This window comes from Bradyrhizobium sp. CCBAU 11434, from assembly GCF_028128895.1.
Classification (GTDB): Bacteria; Pseudomonadota; Alphaproteobacteria; order Rhizobiales; family Xanthobacteraceae; genus Bradyrhizobium; species Bradyrhizobium zhengyangense.
Window position 1 is genome coordinate 444,318 of sequence record NZ_LBJX01000002.1, and the last position, 16,769, is coordinate 461,086.

Annotated in this window: 18 protein-coding genes; 14 read left to right on the top strand and 4 right to left on the bottom strand. The window is 63.4% G+C overall.

Translation table 11 applies throughout. The features are described 5' to 3' along the window. Positions 1-93: 93 nt before the first annotated feature. The 10 genes from XI06_RS04350 (at position 94) to XI06_RS04395 (ending at position 9,390) form a co-directional block, all read left to right on the top strand. On the top strand, positions 94-777 hold the full coding sequence (locus tag XI06_RS04350) for a TetR/AcrR family transcriptional regulator (RefSeq protein ID WP_237865754.1): 684 nt from the start codon (positions 94-96) through the stop codon (positions 775-777). Beyond that, positions 774-1,562 carry an HlyD family secretion protein gene (locus tag XI06_RS04355; protein ID WP_237865755.1) on the top strand — a complete coding sequence of 263 codons (789 nt, stop codon included), beginning with the start codon at positions 774-776 and terminating at the stop codon, positions 1,560-1,562. Before XI06_RS04350 ends, XI06_RS04355 begins: the two co-directional genes overlap by 4 nt. After that, positions 1,559-2,488 carry an ABC transporter ATP-binding protein gene (locus XI06_RS04360; protein ID WP_237865756.1) on the top strand — a complete coding sequence of 310 codons (930 nt, stop codon included), beginning with the start codon at positions 1,559-1,561 and terminating at the stop codon, positions 2,486-2,488. The genes XI06_RS04355 and XI06_RS04360 overlap by 4 nt, the downstream gene beginning before the upstream one ends. Further along, positions 2,485-3,648, top strand: a complete 1,164-nt coding sequence (locus tag XI06_RS04365; protein ID WP_237872710.1) for an ABC transporter permease — start codon at positions 2,485-2,487, stop codon at positions 3,646-3,648. Before XI06_RS04360 ends, XI06_RS04365 begins: the two co-directional genes overlap by 4 nt. Before the next feature lie 29 nt (positions 3,649-3,677). Continuing rightward, positions 3,678-4,979 (top strand): adenylate/guanylate cyclase domain-containing protein, encoded by a 1,302-nt coding sequence (locus tag XI06_RS04370; RefSeq protein WP_237872712.1) that lies wholly within the window; start codon positions 3,678-3,680, stop codon positions 4,977-4,979. 116 nt (positions 4,980-5,095) lie between these two features. Beyond that, positions 5,096-5,296 (top strand): hypothetical protein, encoded by a 201-nt coding sequence (locus XI06_RS04375; RefSeq protein ID WP_237865759.1) that lies wholly within the window; start codon positions 5,096-5,098, stop codon positions 5,294-5,296. Between the two features lie 116 nt (positions 5,297-5,412). After that, entirely contained in the window at positions 5,413-6,144 is a 732-nt protein-coding gene (locus tag XI06_RS04380; protein ID WP_237872714.1) for a GntR family transcriptional regulator, read from the top strand. A gap of 49 nt (positions 6,145-6,193) precedes the next feature. Continuing rightward, entirely contained in the window at positions 6,194-7,438 is a 1,245-nt protein-coding gene (locus XI06_RS04385; RefSeq protein WP_237865761.1) for an MFS transporter, read from the top strand. A 21-nt stretch (positions 7,439-7,459) separates the two neighbouring features. Beyond that, positions 7,460-8,356: an amidohydrolase family protein gene (locus XI06_RS04390; RefSeq protein ID WP_237872716.1), complete on the top strand. Its 897-nt coding sequence runs from the start codon at positions 7,460-7,462 to the stop codon at positions 8,354-8,356. A 119-nt stretch (positions 8,357-8,475) separates the two neighbouring features. Then, positions 8,476-9,390, top strand: coding sequence for a PhzF family phenazine biosynthesis protein (locus tag XI06_RS04395; RefSeq protein ID WP_237872718.1), 915 nt, complete (start codon positions 8,476-8,478; stop codon positions 9,388-9,390). A gap of 3 nt (positions 9,391-9,393) precedes the next feature. Here the strand turns inward: XI06_RS04395 and XI06_RS04400 are convergent, their stop codons facing one another. Further along, positions 9,394-9,855, bottom strand: a complete 462-nt coding sequence (locus XI06_RS04400; protein WP_237872719.1) for a DUF488 domain-containing protein — start codon at positions 9,853-9,855, stop codon at positions 9,394-9,396. A gap of 9 nt (positions 9,856-9,864) precedes the next feature. After that, positions 9,865-10,686: a DUF72 domain-containing protein gene (locus tag XI06_RS04405; protein ID WP_237865765.1), complete on the bottom strand. Its 822-nt coding sequence runs from the start codon at positions 10,684-10,686 to the stop codon at positions 9,865-9,867. Positions 10,687-10,806: 120 nt separating this feature from the next. Here XI06_RS04405 and XI06_RS04410 point away from each other — a divergent pair, with 120 nt between their 5' ends. The 4 genes from XI06_RS04410 (at position 10,807) to XI06_RS04425 (ending at position 14,381) form a co-directional block, all read left to right on the top strand. Continuing rightward, on the top strand, positions 10,807-11,187 hold the full coding sequence (locus tag XI06_RS04410) for a hypothetical protein (RefSeq protein WP_237865766.1): 381 nt from the start codon (positions 10,807-10,809) through the stop codon (positions 11,185-11,187). Positions 11,188-11,276: 89 nt separating this feature from the next. After that, on the top strand, positions 11,277-11,483 hold the full coding sequence (locus XI06_RS04415) for a hypothetical protein (RefSeq protein WP_237865767.1): 207 nt from the start codon (positions 11,277-11,279) through the stop codon (positions 11,481-11,483). Positions 11,484-11,729: 246 nt separating this feature from the next. Then, positions 11,730-12,857: a glycosyltransferase gene (locus tag XI06_RS04420; RefSeq protein ID WP_237872720.1), complete on the top strand. Its 1,128-nt coding sequence runs from the start codon at positions 11,730-11,732 to the stop codon at positions 12,855-12,857. Positions 12,858-12,875: 18 nt separating this feature from the next. After that, entirely contained in the window at positions 12,876-14,381 is a 1,506-nt protein-coding gene (locus XI06_RS04425; protein ID WP_237872721.1) for a glycosyltransferase family 39 protein, read from the top strand. A gap of 4 nt (positions 14,382-14,385) precedes the next feature. On the opposite strand, the gene XI06_RS04430 is transcribed toward XI06_RS04425, so the two are convergent. Next, positions 14,386-15,414, bottom strand: a complete 1,029-nt coding sequence (locus XI06_RS04430; protein WP_237865770.1) for an NAD-dependent epimerase/dehydratase family protein — start codon at positions 15,412-15,414, stop codon at positions 14,386-14,388. A 52-nt stretch (positions 15,415-15,466) separates the two neighbouring features. Continuing rightward, entirely contained in the window at positions 15,467-16,546 is a 1,080-nt protein-coding gene (locus XI06_RS04435) for a DegT/DnrJ/EryC1/StrS family aminotransferase (protein WP_237865771.1), read from the bottom strand. Positions 16,547-16,769 lie beyond the last annotated feature (223 nt).

Consider the following 16,769-nt stretch of genomic DNA (forward strand, 5'->3'; position numbering starts at 1 on the left):
CGCTAATGCATTAGTCAATACTAATTTGTTTGAGCGACGATCGAGTCAGCCCCTCTCATTGACTATGACTGACTAGTCAGTCATAAATGCAAAATGACAAAGAAGCTCACTAAAGCGGCTGCGGCCAAAGCTGCGACGCGCAATCCCGAAGCCGGCGAAGACGCCGCGCCGATGTCGAACCGCGCCACGCGCGCGGCCGAGCGGCGCGATGCGATCGTCGCAGCGGCGATGGAGGAGTTCATCGCGCGCGGCTTTGCCGCGACGCGGCTCGACGACATTGCCAAGCGTGCCGGCGTCGCGAAGGGCACCATCTACCTGCACTTCAAGGACAAGGAATCGATGTTCGAGGAGCTGGTGCGCACCGTGATCGTGCCAGTGGTGGTGAAGCTGAGTGCACTACCGCCGCCGACGGGCTCGGTCCGCGACCTCATTGAAACCTTTGCCGGCAACTTCCTCAAAGAGGTGATCGGCACGAGGCGCGGCGATCTCGTCCGCCTGATCGTGGCGGAGGGTCCGCGCTTTCCGGCAGTGGCCGACTTCTACTACCGCGAGGTGGTCTCGCGTGGGATCGCCGGCATGCGCGCGCTGATCGAGCTCGGCATTGCCCGTGGCGAGATCCACCAGGCAAATCTCGCGCGCTATCCGCAGATTGTGATCGCGCCGGCGATGATCGCGGTGATCTGGCAGAGCCTGTTTGCGCGGCACGCGCCGCTCGATGCGCAGGACATGCTGCGCGTCCATCTCGATTTGATCTTTGGCGAACGGAGGACGACATGACGTCGTCGCAAAGGATTTTTGCAGTCGCATTGGCCGCCGTGCTCGCAACCGGACTAGCCGGCTGCAAGGAGAAGCGCGATCCCGGTTTCCAGGGATGGGTCGAGGCCGACATGATCTATGTCAGTCCGGACGAGGCAGGCCGCGTGACCAAGCTCGATATCCGCGAGGGCGATTTGGTGAAGGTCGGCGATCCCCTCTATTCCGTCGACGACGACCTCCAGCTGGCCGATCTCAACCAGACCAAGGCGACGCTGGCCAACGCGCAGCAGGTGTTCGATCGCGCAGAGTCCCTGCGCAAAACCGGCTCCGGCACGCAAGCCACTCTGGATTCCGCTGTCTCTGACTTACGGGTCGCGCAGGCGCGGGTGGTGACGTCGGAGACGCGGCTGGCGCGGCGCAAGGGCTTTGCCCCGGTCGCCGGCACCATCCAGCAGATCTATTTCCGCGAGGGCGAGATGGTCGCCGCGCAGCGGCCGGTGCTCTCGATCATGCCGCCCGGCAACATGAAGCTGCGCTTCTTCGTGCCGGAAACGGAGTTGCCGAAGCTGTCGATCGGCGACGAGGTGCGGGTCGCCTGCGACAATTGCGCCGCCGACCTCACCGCAAAGATCTACTTCATCGCGACCTCGGCCGAATACACCCCGCCCGTCATCTACAGCCTCGAGGAGAGGGACAAGCTCGTCTACCTCATCCAGGCGCGGCCGTCGCGGCCCGATGCGTTGCGGGTCGGCCAGCCGATCGACGTCTATCTCAACCCGAAGACCCCGGTGGCGGACAAGCGATGAGCGTGAGCAACGAGATCGCGATCGACGTCAAGGGCCTGACCAAATCGTTTGGTGGTCGCGAGGTCGTGCACGACCTGTCGATGCAGGTGAAGCGCGGCTCGATCTACGGCTTCCTCGGGCCGAACGGCTCGGGCAAGACCACGACCATCCGCATTCTCTGCGGCCTGCTGACGCCCGACAGCGGCGAGGGCACCTGCCTCGGCTACGACATCCTGAAGGACGCGGAAAAGATCAAGCGCAAAGTCGGCTACATGACGCAGCGCTTCAGCCTGTACCAGGATCTTTCCGTGCGCGAGAACCTCGAATTCGTTGCGCGGCTCTATGGCCTTGCCGACGCGCGCGGGGCTGCCCGCGACATGATCAAGCGGCTCGGCCTCTCGGGCCGCGAGGAGCAGCTCGCGGGCGAGCTTTCCGGCGGCTGGAAGCAGCGTCTTGCATTGGGGGCCTGCACCCTGCCCAATCCGGAATTGCTGCTCCTGGACGAGCCGACCGCGGGCGTCGATCCCAAGGCGCGGCGCGATTTCTGGAACGAGATCCATGCGCTCGCCGCAGGTGGTCTCACCGTGCTGGTCTCGACACATTACATGGACGAGGCCGAGCGTTGCCATGAGATCGCGTATATCGCTTATGGCCATCTCCTGGCGCACGGTACCGTTGACGAGGTGATCGCGAAGTCCGCGCTGACGACCTACACCGTCACCGGCGAGTTGAATGGCCTCGCGGCCCAGCTCGCCGGCAAGCCCGGAATCGACATGGTGGCGCCGTTTGGCACCTCGCTGCACGTCTCGGGCCGCGACGTCGCGGCTCTCGAAGCCAGCATCGCGCCGTGGCGCGAGAAGGGCGACCTACACTGGCTGAAATCGGCGCCGTCGCTGGAAGACGTCTTCATCGAGTTGATGGGCCGTTCCAAGGACAATTTCCAATGAGCAGCATCCGGACAACCGGCCCAGTGCGGGAGATCCGCGACCGCTTCGGCTTCTGGCGCCGCTCCTATGCCATGATGGCGAAGGAGTTCATTCAGCTTCGGCGGGACCGCGTGTCGTTTGCGATGATCGTGGCGATCCCGGTGATGCAGCTCCTCCTGTTCGGTTATGCCATCAACACCACGCCGCACCATCTGCCGAGCGCGGTGCTGCTGCAGGAGGACTCGGATCTTGCCCGCTCGGTCCTGAAGGCGTTGGAGAATACCGCCTATTTCCGCTTCGTCTACGAAGTGCACGACGTCGACGAGTTCGACAATTTGCTGAAGTCCGGCAAGGTGCTGTTCGGCGTCGAGATCCCGCGCGGTTTCGAACGCGCTGTGCGGCGCGGCGACAAGCCGGCGCTGCTGGTTGCAGCCGACGCGACCGATCCGGTCGCCGCAAGCTCCGCACTCGGCGCGCTCGGCATGATCGTGCAGACGGCACTTGCGCACGATCTCTATATCGGCGATCCCCCGGCGATGCCGTTCGAGATCCGCGCGCATGCGCGCTACAATCCGGCGGCGGAATCGCGGCTCAACATCGTGCCGGGACTGGTCGGCACCATTCTCACCATGACGATGCTGATCTTCACGGCGCTGTCGGTGACGCGCGAGATTGAACGCGGCACTATGGAGAGCCTCCTGTCGATGCCGATCAAACCGGTCGAGGTGATGATCGGCAAGATCGTGCCCTACATCCTGGTCGGCTTCATCCAGGCCTTCCTGATCGTCAATATCGGAGTGTTCCTGTTCGGCGTGCCGGTGCTCGGCAGTCTGTTCCTGCTGGCGGCTCTTTCGACCCTTTTCATCGCTGCAAATCTCGCGATCGGCTACACGTTCTCGACCATCGCGCAGAATCAATTGCAGGCGATACAGATGTCATTCATGTTCTTCCTGCCAAGCATCTTGCTGTCCGGCTTCATGTTCCCGTTCGCGGGGATGCCGGCCTGGGCGCAATATGTCGGCGAATGCCTGCCGCTGACGCACTACATTCGCATCGTCCGCGCCATCATGCTGAAGGGCGCCTCCATGCCGAACCTGCGGTTCGATACGCTTGCGCTGGCAGCGCTGATGCTGGTCGCCATGACCATCGCCGTGACGCGCTTCCGCCGCACGCTGGATTGAGGCAAACTGCCCCGGAATCGGGGGATGGAATGGTCAGCTTTTTGAAAGCCCGGCAAAGGGCCGTCTTGTCGGAGGAGTTCGAGCGCGAGCTGACGCGCGAAGTGCTGCGCACCGAGTTGCTGCGGGTGAAGGCGCTGATCGCCACGGGCCTCGTCATGCTGGTCTTGCTCACGGCGACCTTCGTGATCGACCCTGCCATCGCGAACCGGATCTGGCGCGGGACCGAGGGGATGGTCCGCGAATACGTCCTTGTGGCAGGATTCCTGCTGTTCGAGGTCTGGGTCCACAGCCAGATCAGGCGAAACCTCAAGCTTGATCGCGACCTGCCGGTGGTCAGGCGCTATATCGGCGCCTTTATCGAGACGTCGCTGCCGACGCTCATCTTGATCCTGCAGATCCGCAGCATGGGCGCTGGGCCTGCGCTCGGTTTCGTGTTGCCGATGGTCTATTTCATCTTCGTCATTCTTTCGACGCTGCGGCTCGATTTCTGGCTGTCTACCTTCACGGGATTTGTCGCAGCCGCCGAACTCCTGACAGTCGCGCTGTATTACAATTCCGCAAGCGACACCGGAGAACCCCTGATCTATTTCCACACCGTGCGCAGCATGGTGATCCTGGTCTGCGGCGTGCTTGCGGGCTCCGTCGGCGCGCAGTTGCGGCGACAATTCAGCGCGAGCATCGCGGCGGCCACCGCGCGCGATCGGGTGACCAACCTGTTCGGCCAGCACGTCTCGCCGCAGGTGGTCGAGCGGCTGATGGCGGAGGGGACGAGCGTCGCCGGCGATATCAGGCGCGTCGCGGTGATGTTCGTCGATTTCCGCGGCTTCACCGCCGGCGCGCAGTCGCGCACCCCGCAAGAGGTCGTCGACCGGCTCGACGGCGCATTCGCCGTGCTGGTCGACATTCTCGACCGCCATGGCGGCATCGTGAACAAGTTTCTGGGCGACGGATTTCTCGCGCTGTTCGGCGCGCCGCTGGAGGCGTCCGATGCCGCGCATCGTGCGGTCGCCGCAGGCCGCGACATGCTGACCGCGATGGATCACATCAATGCGCAGACGAGCTGGCCGCTGAGAATCGGCATCGGCATTCATTTCGGCGAGGTCGTCGCCGGCAATATCGGCTCGCCCCGGCGCAAGGAATACACCGTGATCGGCGACACCGTGAACTTTGCATCGCGGCTCGAGGCGCTCAACAAGGAGTTCGGCTCGCAGCTCCTGATCTCGGCGTCCGTGCGCGAGGCGCTCGGAGACGACGGCGAGGATGCGGTCGCGCTCGGCGAAGTCACCGTGCGCGGTTATGAGCAGCCGGTCGCGGTGTTTCAATTGGGGTGAGGGGACTGCTCGCGTTTCTTTGAAGGCGCGTGCCGAAATATCCTGGGCTGCCCTCCGCTCTTGCATTCGGGACGTCGAAATTGTTTCGACCTCCATTTGCTACGCGGAGAATATCCATGATCCGATTGAGCGTCGTCTCGGCCGCCGTGATTGCCGCGGCCGTTTATCAAATCGAGGCCGCGTCGGCCCGCGATGCGGCCCCCGCCCGGCGTGGTGTTGCGCATGCGACGGCGGATTGCGTCAGGGCGCCGGCCGAGGCGGCCTATGCGACCGCTCCCTACAAGGAGCCGCCCTGCATGCCGAAAGCTACGAACTGAGTTCGAACCCGGCGAAGCCGGGCTGGCCAGTGCCGCCAGCCCGGCTGTTTCTGCTGGCATATGCGGTATTCCAGTAGCGCTTGACTCCTCTTTCAACTAGTCATCTATATGACTATATGAATTCAGCTCCGCGCGACGGTCGTCTGCCCCGCTACCAGCGCCTGCGCGACGACCTCGCCGCGCGGATCAACCGCAATGAATGGCGGCCGGGCGAGCCGATTCCATCGGAGGCCGAGCTTGGCGCGCATTACGGTGTCGCCATCGGCACCGTGCGCAAGGCGATCGACCAACTCGTGGCGGATGCCGCGCTGGAGCGCCAGCAGGGCCGCGGCACCTTCGTGCGCCGTGCGCGGTTCAATTCCTCGCTGTTCCGCTTCTTCCGTTTCCAGTCCGAAAGCGGCGAGCGGCGCGTGCCCAAGAGCCGCATCCTCCGGCGCAGAAGCGTGCCGGCGACTTCAGCCGTGGCATCGGCGCTGCGCATGCCGGTCGGTGAACCCGTTGTCAGCCTGTCGCGCCTGCGGTTGATCGATGATGTGCCGCTGCTCGCCGAAGAGATCTGGCTCCAGCAATCGCGCTTCGCGCCAATTCTCGAAATCGATACCGCTGAGTTCGGCGACCTGCTGTATCCGCTATATGAGGAGCGCTGCGGTGAGGTGGTGGTTTCCGCCGAGGAAATTCTGACGGTCGAGACCGCCAACGAGATGCAGGCGCGCCTGCTCAGGCTCGAGGCCCATGCGCCGCTGATCGTGATCGAGCGCCTCGCGCTCGACCTCGAGCGGCGGCCGATCGAATGGCGCAGGTCGCGCGGGCCGGCGGACCGCTTCCGCTACCATGCCGAGATCCGATAAAGCGGCTCTTCAACGTCATCAAGCAATAACGAGTACAGGGGTAGGGAACATGTCGAACTGGTATAGCGAAAGCTCGCCGCTGGAGCGGCGCACGTTCTGGGCAAGTTTTGGCGGCTGGGCGCTGGATGCGCTCGACGTTCAGATGTTCGGCCTCGCGATTCCGGCGTTGATCGCAGCCTTCGGCATCAGCAAGGCTGATGCGGGACTGCTCGGCTCGGTTACCCTGTTCTTCGGCGCGTTCGGCGGCTGGCTCGGCGGCGCACTCGGCGATCGCTTCGGCCGCGTCAAAGCACTCCAGATCACGGTCGCGACCTTCGCGCTCGCGACCTTCGCGTCGGCATTCGCGATGAGCTACACCCAGCTCCTGGTGCTCAAGGCGATCCAGGGCCTCGGCTTCGGCGCCGAATGGGCCTGCGGTGCGGTGCTGATGGCCGAGATCATCCGCCCCGAACATCGCGGCAAGGCGCTTGGCACGGTACAGAGCGCCTGGGCGGTCGGCTGGGGCGCGGCCGTGCTGCTGTCCGCGCTGGTCTTCACTTATGCACCGGCCGATATCGCCTGGCGCATCCTGTTTGCGATCGGATTGTTGCCGGCGCTGCTCATCATCTTCATCCGCCGCGGGCTGAAGGAGCCGCCGCGCGCCGTGGCCAAGGACGCAGAAGCGCCGTTCTTCGCCACGCTGGCAGGCATCTTCCATCGCGATGTGCTGCGCTCGACCCTGGTCGGCGGTCTGTTCGGCATCGGCGCCCATGGCGGCTATGCCGCACTGACGACGTTCCTGCCGACTTACTTGCGCGAAGTGCGGCACTTGTCGGTGCTCGGCTCCAGCGGATATCTCGCCGTCATCATCATCGCCTTCTTCTGCGGCTGTGTCGCCAGCGGGATCATCAGCGACCGCATCGGCCGTCGCGCCAATGTCGCGTTCTTCGCCAGCGCCTGCATCGTCACCGTGCTGGTCTACATCTTTGCGCCGCTGACCAACGGCCAGATGCTGTTGCTCGGCTTTCCACTTGGCTTCTTCTCGGCCGGAATCCCTGCGAGCATGGCCGCGCTGTTCAGCGAGCTCTATCCGGCCGGCGTGCGCGGCACCGGCGTCGGCTTCTGCTACAATTTCGGCCGCGTGGTCTCCGCCGCGTTTCCCTTCCTGGTCGGCTTTCTCAGTGATCGCATCGGCCTCGGGCCCGCAATCGGCATCGACGCGGCGTTCGCCTATGCGCTGGTGCTGATCGCGGTGGTTCTCCTGCCCGAGACCCGCGGCAAGGTGTTCGAGCAGGCCGCAGCCGCCCGCGTTTGACGGGAATGAGGAGCAACAACCATGACATCGTTCAAGCGCGGCCTGACGCGCCGCCAATTCGGCGCGGGCGCTGCAGCCCTGGTGGCAAGTGCGGCTGCGGGCAAAGCGGCAGGTGAGGCGACGATGCCTGTGATCGATACCCACGCCCATGTCTTCCATCGCGGATTGAAGCTCGCACCGGGCCGGCGCTATGCGCCCGAATACGACGCGCCGCTGTCGCTGTATCTCGAGCAGCTCGACCACAACGGCATGAGCAACGGCGTGCTGGTGCAGCCCAGCTTCCTCGGCACCGACAATTCCTACCTCGTCGATTGCCTGAAGCAGACCAATGGCCGCCTGCGCGGCATCGCTGTCGTCGATCCCTCTATTTCGGCAGATGAGCTGCGCGCGCTCGACAAAGCCGGCATCGTCGGCATCCGCCTCAATCTCGTCGGCCAGCCCTTGCCCGATCTCGCGGCGAGCGAATGGAAGGGACTGCTCGCCAACCTGAAGGCGATGGGCTGGCAGGTCGAGATCCAGCGCAACGCGTCCGATCTCGCCGTGCTCACCCCGCAATTGCTCGATCTCGGCGTCACTGTCGTGCTCGATCATTTTGCGCTGCCGGATCCCAAGCTCGGCGTCTCAGATCCCGGCTTTCAATCCGTGCTGAAGTTAGGGGCGACGCGAAACGTGTGGGTCAAGATCTCTGCGCCGTATCGCAACGGCCCAGCCGGCGAGAGCTTTGCGAAGGAGGCCTATCCGCTGCTTCGCAGTGCCTATGGTCTCGATCGCCTGCTGTGGGGCAGCGACTGGCCGCATACGCAGTTCGAGGCAACGCAAACCTACGCGAAGAACCGCCAATTTCTCGACATCCTCGTGGCCGACGGGCGCGAACGCGCGCAAGTGCTGTCCTCGCCGCGGCCTCTCTTTCGCTTCTGATACGCGCAGCGATTGCTCCGATTGCACTCAATTTTGGGGCATGACGAGCGATATTTTGCCCTTGTAGAGTGCTGCGGGAGGCGGCCGGTTTGCGGCCGCCATTTGCGTGAGGAAACACCATGCAGCGCCGCTACGTCACCGTCGACGTGTTCACCGACCGCGCCTTCGGCGGCAACCAGCTCGCCGTGGTGCTCGATGCTGCCGGGCTCTCGACGCGTCAGATGCAGGCGATCGCGACGGAGTTTAACTATTCCGAGACGACCTTCGTGCTGCCGCCGCGCGACAAGGCCAACGACGCCGAGGTGCGCATCTTCACGCCGGTGAGGGAGATGCCGTTCGCCGGTCATCCCAATGTCGGCACCTCCTTCGTGCTGGCAAGTCTTGCGAAAGAGCCGAAGCCACGCCTTTTGTTCGAGGAGATTGCGGGCCTCGTGCCGGTCGACATTTTTCGCGAGCAGGGAAGGGTGGTCGGCACCGAGCTCACCGCGCCGCAGCCGCTGTCGCGACTGGCGGAAGTCTCGGCCGCTGACGTTGCAGCCTGCATCTCGTTGACGGCTGATGACATCAGGACCGATCACCATGCGCCGCAAGTGGTCGGTGTTGGAACGCCGTTCCTCGTGGCAGAGGTGCATTCGCGCGATGCGCTCAAGCGCGCGAGGCCCGACGCAGCCGCGTTTGGCAGGGTCCTTCCTCGCGACGATGCCCGCTCCGTGTGGTTCTACACGCGCGACGTGCCGGCGTCCGAGGCGCCGACCGAGCGGCAGGCGCGTATGTTCATGCGCGGTGCTGGCGGACTCGCCGAAGATCCCGCCACCGGCAGCGCCACCGTCGCCGCCGCCGCGCTGTTCGCCGATCTCGATCCCTTCAGTGACGGCGAACTGAAGCTCACCGTTGGCCAAGGCTTTGACATGGGCCGGCCGAGCATCCTGCAGACGCGCGTCGTCAAGCGGGACGGCAAGATCGTGTCAGCGCATGTCGGCGGTGCCTGCGTGCAGATGATGGAGGGGACGTTCAAGCTGGCAGGAGCGGAATGACGGCTACAGCTGCCGCCCCGCCAGATTCTTCACCGCCACGCCTTCGCGCTCCTCGATGATTTCCGCGATCATCTGGCGGTGGCAATGGGTGTGGTCGCGCTCGTAGCAGAGCAGGCAGACCGGGCCGGCCTTCTTCACCAGCGCCGAGAGTTCGTCCATCTGCTCCCTGACCTCCGGTGTCTTCAGGTGCTTTGCGAAGATCTTCTCCAGCACGTCGTATTGGCCGCTGCGCGCGGCGAGGCGGCCTTCCTTCGGCGTGCCGAGGCCAGCAAGGTGGACATAGGCAATGCCGCGCTCGTCGAGGCCAGCGGCCAGCTGCTTCTTGGAAAAGCCCGGCCGCCGTGACGACGTCACCGCGCGTACGTCGACCACAAGCTTGACACCGGCCTGCTCGAGCTCATCCAGCACGGCCTTGGGCGGCGTCTGCTCATAGCCGATGGTGAAGAGTTTCTTCGCCGTGGCCATCCATTCTCCTCAGCTCACTCGCGCGATCAATTCCATGGCGCCGTGCGGTGCGCGCACCTTGCCCTCGTGGATGACATAGGCGAACACGTCGCGCGGTTCCTTCTTCGGCTTCGCCTTGTCAACCTTCGGCAGGTCGTCGGGTTCACTTCCCTCCGCCCAGGCTTGAAAACGTTCGGCCCAGGCGTCCAGCTGCTTCGGCGGATAGCAGGTCTTGATCTCGTCATTGCCCTTCTGCAACCGGGCATAGACGAAATCGCCGGCGACATCGGCAATCGCTGGATATTTTCCGTGTTCGGCAAACACGACCGGCGTCTCGAATTGGCGGATCAGCGCGATGAAATCGGGTGTGCAGAAACTGTCATGGCGCACCTCCACCACGTGACGCAGCGGGCGTCCGTCGAGCTTGCGTGGCAACAGCTCCAGGAACTTGCCGAAATCGGCGCCGTCGAATTTCTTGGTCGGCGCGAACTGCCACAGCGCCGGGCCAAGATGGTCGCCGAGTTCCAGCACGCCGGAATCGTAGAAGCGTTTGATGGAATCGCCGGCCTCGGCCAGTACGCGCCTGTTGGTGGCAAAGCGCGGCCCCTTGACCGAGAACACAAAACCATCGGGCACTTCGCTCGCCCATTTGCGAAAGCTCTCCGGCTTCTGCGAGCCGTAATAGGTGCCGTTGATCTCGATCGAGGTCAGCTTCGAGGCGGCGTAGGACAGCTCCTTCGCCTGCGTCAGCTTCTCTGGATAGAACACGCCGCGCCAGGGCTCGAAGGTCCAGCCGCCGATGCCGATGTAGATGTTGCCGGATTTCTTGGACGCGGTTTTTGCTTTGGCCACGGAGGATCTCGCATCGACGGGAAGGGGATGGCTGCATCCTATTCAAACCAGATGTGATTGGCCAGTTGTCGCATCCCGTCTAAGCTCGCCTCGCGATCTGCGAAAAAAAGGGAGAACAAGATGCGGATGCTGATACTGGGAGCGGCGCTCGTCATGATGACATCTGCTGCCATGACGCCTGTTGCGAGGGCGGATGACGACGATGCGAAAGGCGCGCAGAAGCTCGCCATGCAGGGCCGCGACGATTACTGGCATTGCCTGGCGCGGGAGTATTCGCGCGACAGCAATCAGGGCCTGTCGGAGCAGGAGTTCGGTCGCTCGGTGGCCGGGGCCTGCCCGTCGGAGCGGCAGTATTACCGGGTGGCGCTACTCGACTATCTCACCTCGCAATATCCGAACATCGATTCCGGTGCCCATCTCGCGACCGCGAACAGGGCGGTGGAGTCGGCGCAGAAGGACATCGTGACCGCCTACGTCAAGCACCGGCCGCCGACGAAATAGGGCCATGACCTGTTGCGGCCCGGCAGCCCTTCCGACCGCGCCTTCATCCGTGATATGAGAGGGCTCATCTGGAACAGGGACGTGGTGGTATGTCGTCTGAGTCGGTAGGTGGCATTTTTGGCGCGATCGTCGCCGCGGTCGTGCTCGCAGTCGCCGTCGTCTTCGGGCCGATCGGCCAGTACGGCAAGCCCCCCAAGCCGGCCAAGGTCGATCCAGCCCCCGCCGCCATGGCGCCTGCCGCCCCTGTGGCCCCCGCGCCTCGGGGCCCGGTGATCCGGGAAGTCCCGAATCAATAATGGCCTGAAAAGGGCGGTTTCGGCCACTTGCAAAGCGGCTTAGCCATTCCCATTTAGCTTGTAACGGCGACGTTGAGTCAAAAGCTCCGGCGCTGGAACGACCTTGGAATAGCTTGGGCCTGCGCCGGATGTACGCGCGGTCCCGCCGTTCCGGGGTCGTTGGCATTTTAGGCCCCCTTTTGGGGCTGTCTCCCTGAAAAAGCTCCGGCTTGGCAGCGCAGGACGCGGCGGATATACGCTGCCGTCATGAATGAAGCGATCAAACCGGGCGTCGACGGCCAGACCCAAGAGGGGCCGGAACTGTCGGTCATTGTCCCGACCTTCAACGAGCGCGACAACGTCACCGTGCTGTACCGGCGGCTGGAGGCGACGCTTCCCAACGTCGCCTGGGAGGTCGTGTTCGTCGACGACAACTCGCCTGATGGCACCTGGGACGTCGTGCGCGAACTGGCGCAGAAGGACAGCCGCGTGCGCTGCATCCGCCGTATCGGCCGCCGCGGCCTGTCAGGCGCCTGCATCGAGGGCATTTTGGCCTCCAGCGCGCCTTATGCGGCCGTGATGGACGCCGACCTCCAGCACGACGAAACCCAGCTGCCGAAGATGCTGCTGCTGCTCGCAAGCGACAAGGCCGACCTTGTCGTCGGCAGCCGCTACATCGAGGGCTACAAGAGCGAAGGCTTCAACAAGCAGCGCGCCGGCGCCAGCGCGCTGGCGACCGAGGTCGCCAGGAAGATACTCCGGGTCGAGATCGCCGATCCGATGAGCGGCTTCTTCATGGTTCGCCGCGACCGTTTCGAGCAATTGGCGCCGAAACTCTCGGTGCACGGCTTCAAGATCCTGCTCGACCTCGTTGCGACCGCGCACGGCTCCCTGCGTGCGATCGAAATTCCCTACACGTTCGGCGCCCGCCAGCATGGCGAAAGCAAGCTCGATTCCCTGGTGGCGCTCGACTTCCTCGGCCTCGTGCTGGCGAAGCTGACCAACGACATCGTCTCGCTGCGCTTCATCCTGTTCGCGATGGTCGGCGGCATCGGCCTCATGGTGCATCTCGCAACGCTGTTCATCGCACTTCAGCTGATCAGGGTGCCGTTCGCGGAGGCGCAGGCCGCCGGTGCGATCGTCGCCATGACCACCAATTTCATCATGAACAACTTCCTCACCTATCGCGATCAGCGGCTGAAGGGTTTTGCGATCCTGCGCGGCCTGATCATGTTCTACGTCGTCTGCAGCGTCGGCCTGCTCGCCAATGTCGGCGTGGCCTTCTCTGTCTACGATCAGGAGCCGATCTGGTGGCTGGCCGGCATGGCCGGGGCGCTGATGGGCGTGGTGTGGAATTACGCGATGTCCGGACTGTTCGTCTGGCGCAAGAAATAGCGCGCCAAGGATTCAGCTATGGGTGGGGCTGACGCGCGGATCGTCCGCAATACGGCGCTGGTGATTCTCGCGCTGGTCGTCTTGCGGCTGGTCGCGGCCGCCTTCACGCCGATCACCTTCGACGAAGCCTATTACTGGATGTGGTCGAAGAATCTGGCGGGCGGGTATTACGACCACCCGCCGATGGTGGCTTACGTCATCCGTGCCGGCACTATGATCGCCGGCGATACCGAGCTCGGCGTCCGCCTGGTCTCGATCCTGCTCGCGCTTCCGATGAGCTATGCGATCTATCGCTCGGCCGCGATCCTGTTCGGCGGTGCGCGGGTGGCTGCGACCAGCGCCATCCTGCTCAACGTCACCATGATGGCCTCCGTCGGCACGCTGATCGTGACGCCGGATGCGCCGTTATTGGTTGCCTCCAGCTTCGTGCTGTTCTTCCTCGCCAAGGTGCTCGAGACTGGCCGCGGTGTCTGGTGGCTTGCGGTCGGCGCAGCCGTCGGCGCGGCGCTGCTGTCGAAGTACACTGCGATGTTCTTTGGCGCTGCGATCCTGATCTGGCTCGCTTCCGTGCCGAAACTGCGGCGCTGGTTCCTCTCGCCCTGGCCCTATCTCGGCGGCCTCGTCGCGCTGGCGCTGTTCTCGCCGGTGATCCTGTGGAATGCGGATCATCATTGGGTCTCGTTCGTCAAGCAGCTCGGGCGCGCCAAGATCGAGGATTTCCGCCCGGTCTTCATCGCCGAGCTGATCCCGACCCAGATCGCATTCGCGACGCCGCTGGTCTTCATCCTTGGCGCGATGGGCCTGCATGCGCTGACCTGGCGCCGGGCCGGCGCGCTGGCCTCCCGCGTGCTGATCGAGACGATGTTCTGGACCATTGTCGTCTATTTCTTCTGGCATTCGCTGCATGCGCGCGTCGAGGCCAACTGGTTTGCGCCGGTTTATCCGCCGTTCATTGTCGCCGCCGCAGCCGCCGCCAACCTTGCACAGTGGAAGCCGCGGGCGCGACGCCTGGTGGATTTTTGCCTGCGCTGGGCCGCGCCTGCTGGCATCGTGATGTTCGCCGCACTGATCCTGCAGGCCAATACAGGCTGGCTATCCGGTTATCGCCGCGATGCGACCGTGCGCAGCGTCGGCGTCGGCTGGCGCGAGCTCGCTGCCAATATCGAAGCAGAACGCGTGCGCCATGGTGCGACCTGCGTGCTCACGCCTGATTACGGCACCACCGGCTGGCTCGCCTTCTATCTGCCGCGCGGGGCCTGCGTGGTGCAGCAGAACCAGCGCATCCGCTGGGTCAACATGCCCGAGCCGGATCCGAAACTGCTCGCAGGCAAGCTGCTCTATGTCGACGAAGTCAGGCCCGATGGCCATCCCTTCCTCAACGATCTCTTCACGCATGTGACGCGTGTCGCCGAGCTGCAGCGCAAGCGCGGGCCGCTCGTGGTCGAGACCTACGGCGTCGACCTGCTCGAGGGTGCCAAGGGCGACGTCCTGGATCGCTCGCCGCCGCCCGAACTGGTGCCTTGAGCGATCACAAGATCTTGCCGTTGAACGACAATTCCTTGATCCGCTTTTCCCAGTCGATCAGGGAACGGTACCATCCCAGCGTATGGGTGGTGGGATCGTCGCCACTCACCGTGCCACGCTCCAGAGCCTGTTTTATCTCCACGATACCTTCATGGACGCGGGAGGATGGATCGAATTTCAGGCGTTGGATGATCTTGGCAAAGGACAAATTATAGGTTCGCTTGTCCGTCGCATCCGGGATCGTATGCGTAACGATGTTCGGGATGATGTCCTTGACGAAGTTGGCGAGCTGCTTGATCTGATAGTTGAGATCGTCACTGCCGACGTTGAACGTTTCCCCGGACACGACTGACGCTTCGCTCTCGATGCCCATCATCAGGGCGCGGCAGACGTCATGAACGTGGATGAACGGCCGCCATTGCTCGCCGCCTCCCATGACGTAGATCACCCGCTCCTTCCAGGCGCGGAGCGTCATGACGTTGATGGCGAGGTCGAAGCGCATGCGCGGAGCCAGGCCAAACACGGTGCTGTTGCGCAAGATGACCGTTTCGAACGTATCGCTTTGCAGCTTGCGCAGCTCGTCCTCGACGTGGAGCTTGCTTTCGGCATACAGCGTCTGCGGCCGGCAGACCGCGTGCTCGTTGAGCGACACTTCCTGGCCGTGGCCGTAGACCGACGCCGAGCTCGAATAGACATAGCGGCGAACGCCGGCCCGCTTAGCCGCGCGAGCCAGACGAACGCCCCCCTGATGGTTGATCGAGACCGTCAGCTCGGGGTCGATTTCGGCGGAGGCGTCGTTGCTCAGTCCCGCCAGATCGATGACAGCGTCCATGCCTTCGAACTGTTGGGGGTCGACGGTGCGGATGTCGTCGACGAGCATCTTGATGTTCGGGTGGGAAGCCGCCTGCATGAATCGATCCCGGCCGAAAAAACATCGATCGAGCGCAGTCACCGAATAACCCTTTTGGGCCAGCATCTGGCACAGTGGAATGCCGATATAGCCGCCTGCTCCAGTGACGAGAACTTTCTGCATGTCCTAGACTTCTATATGCTTGGGAAACATCGGGTTGGCTGCGACTATGCGATTAAGGCTTCGTTCTGTTTTGCGCCGATTGGCGCGCATACCGGATGGCGGCAACGATGAGATCGCATTCCTCGTCGGTCATGTCGTTGTAGACCGGGAGCGCAATGACGTTGTAAGCGACCCTTTCCGTCACGGGTAAATTCACTTCCCTCTGCGTCGTGTAGGCGGTCATGTGGTGGCAGGGCGGGCTGTAATACTTCCGGACGAAGACATTGTGGGTCTCGAGCGCTGACGTCAGTGCATCCCGGTCGAGCCCGAACTCCCTGGCGTCGACGACGACCGGCAGATAGAGCCAATTCGTTTGCACGCCTGCAGGCTCTCGCCCCACACGCAAACCGGGAATTTTGGAAAGCCCGGTCCGCATGCGCTCGACGGCGTGTCGGCGCGTCGCAATGGCCTGCTCGAACGTCTTGAGTTGCTCGAGGCCGATGAGGGCCGATATCTCGAGCATTTTCCCGTTCAAGCCCGGCTCGTGACAATCGGCGCCGTCGACTTGCCCGAAGTTGCGCATCGCCTTGACGCGCGCGAGCAATTCCAAATCGTGGCTGCAGACGCAGCCGCCTTCCATTGTTGCGAAAGCCTTGGTGGCGTGGAAGCTGAACATCTGCGCGTCTGCGCAGCCGCCCACCAATTGCCCATTGAATCGCGTTCCGAAAGAGGGCGCGCTATCGACCAGAAATCTCAGCTTGTGAGTTTCGGCTATCCGGGCGAGCGTCGCGTAATCGCTGGCGATCCCATAAGCGTCGACAGCAAGAATGGCGACGGTACGGTCAGTGATCCTGCGCTCGACATCATCAGGGTCGAGGCGCATCGTCTGGTCGTCGAGAATGTCGGCAAAGACCGGTTCGGCGCCGACCCATTTGATGGCATGCGGTGTTGCGCTGAACGTGAACGACGGCACGATGACTTCGCCGCCGGTGATTCCCGCAGCCCGCAACATGGCCATCATCCCGATCTGGCCATTGCAGAAAACAAGGGTAGGAACGCCGAGATACTCGCTCAGGCGCGTCTCGAATTCGACGACCCAGCGGGAATTGTTCGTGACCTGGCCCGTCTCCAGCGCGGTTTCGAAAGCGGCCAAGAACTGTTCGGTTCTTGGAAACCTTGGACGCACGATATGAAGCGGGCTCCTGGCCAGGGGCGTGAGAGATTCAAGCGGGACTGCGGCAGTCATCTCGAGTCCTGAATATCGATTCAAGTCTGTGACGGCTTACCGATATAGATCGAGACTTGCGTGGAGCATTCGTGCGCGACGTGATCCGCGATTGACAGGCGCGTTTGGACTAGCCCCGACTGGCGAATCA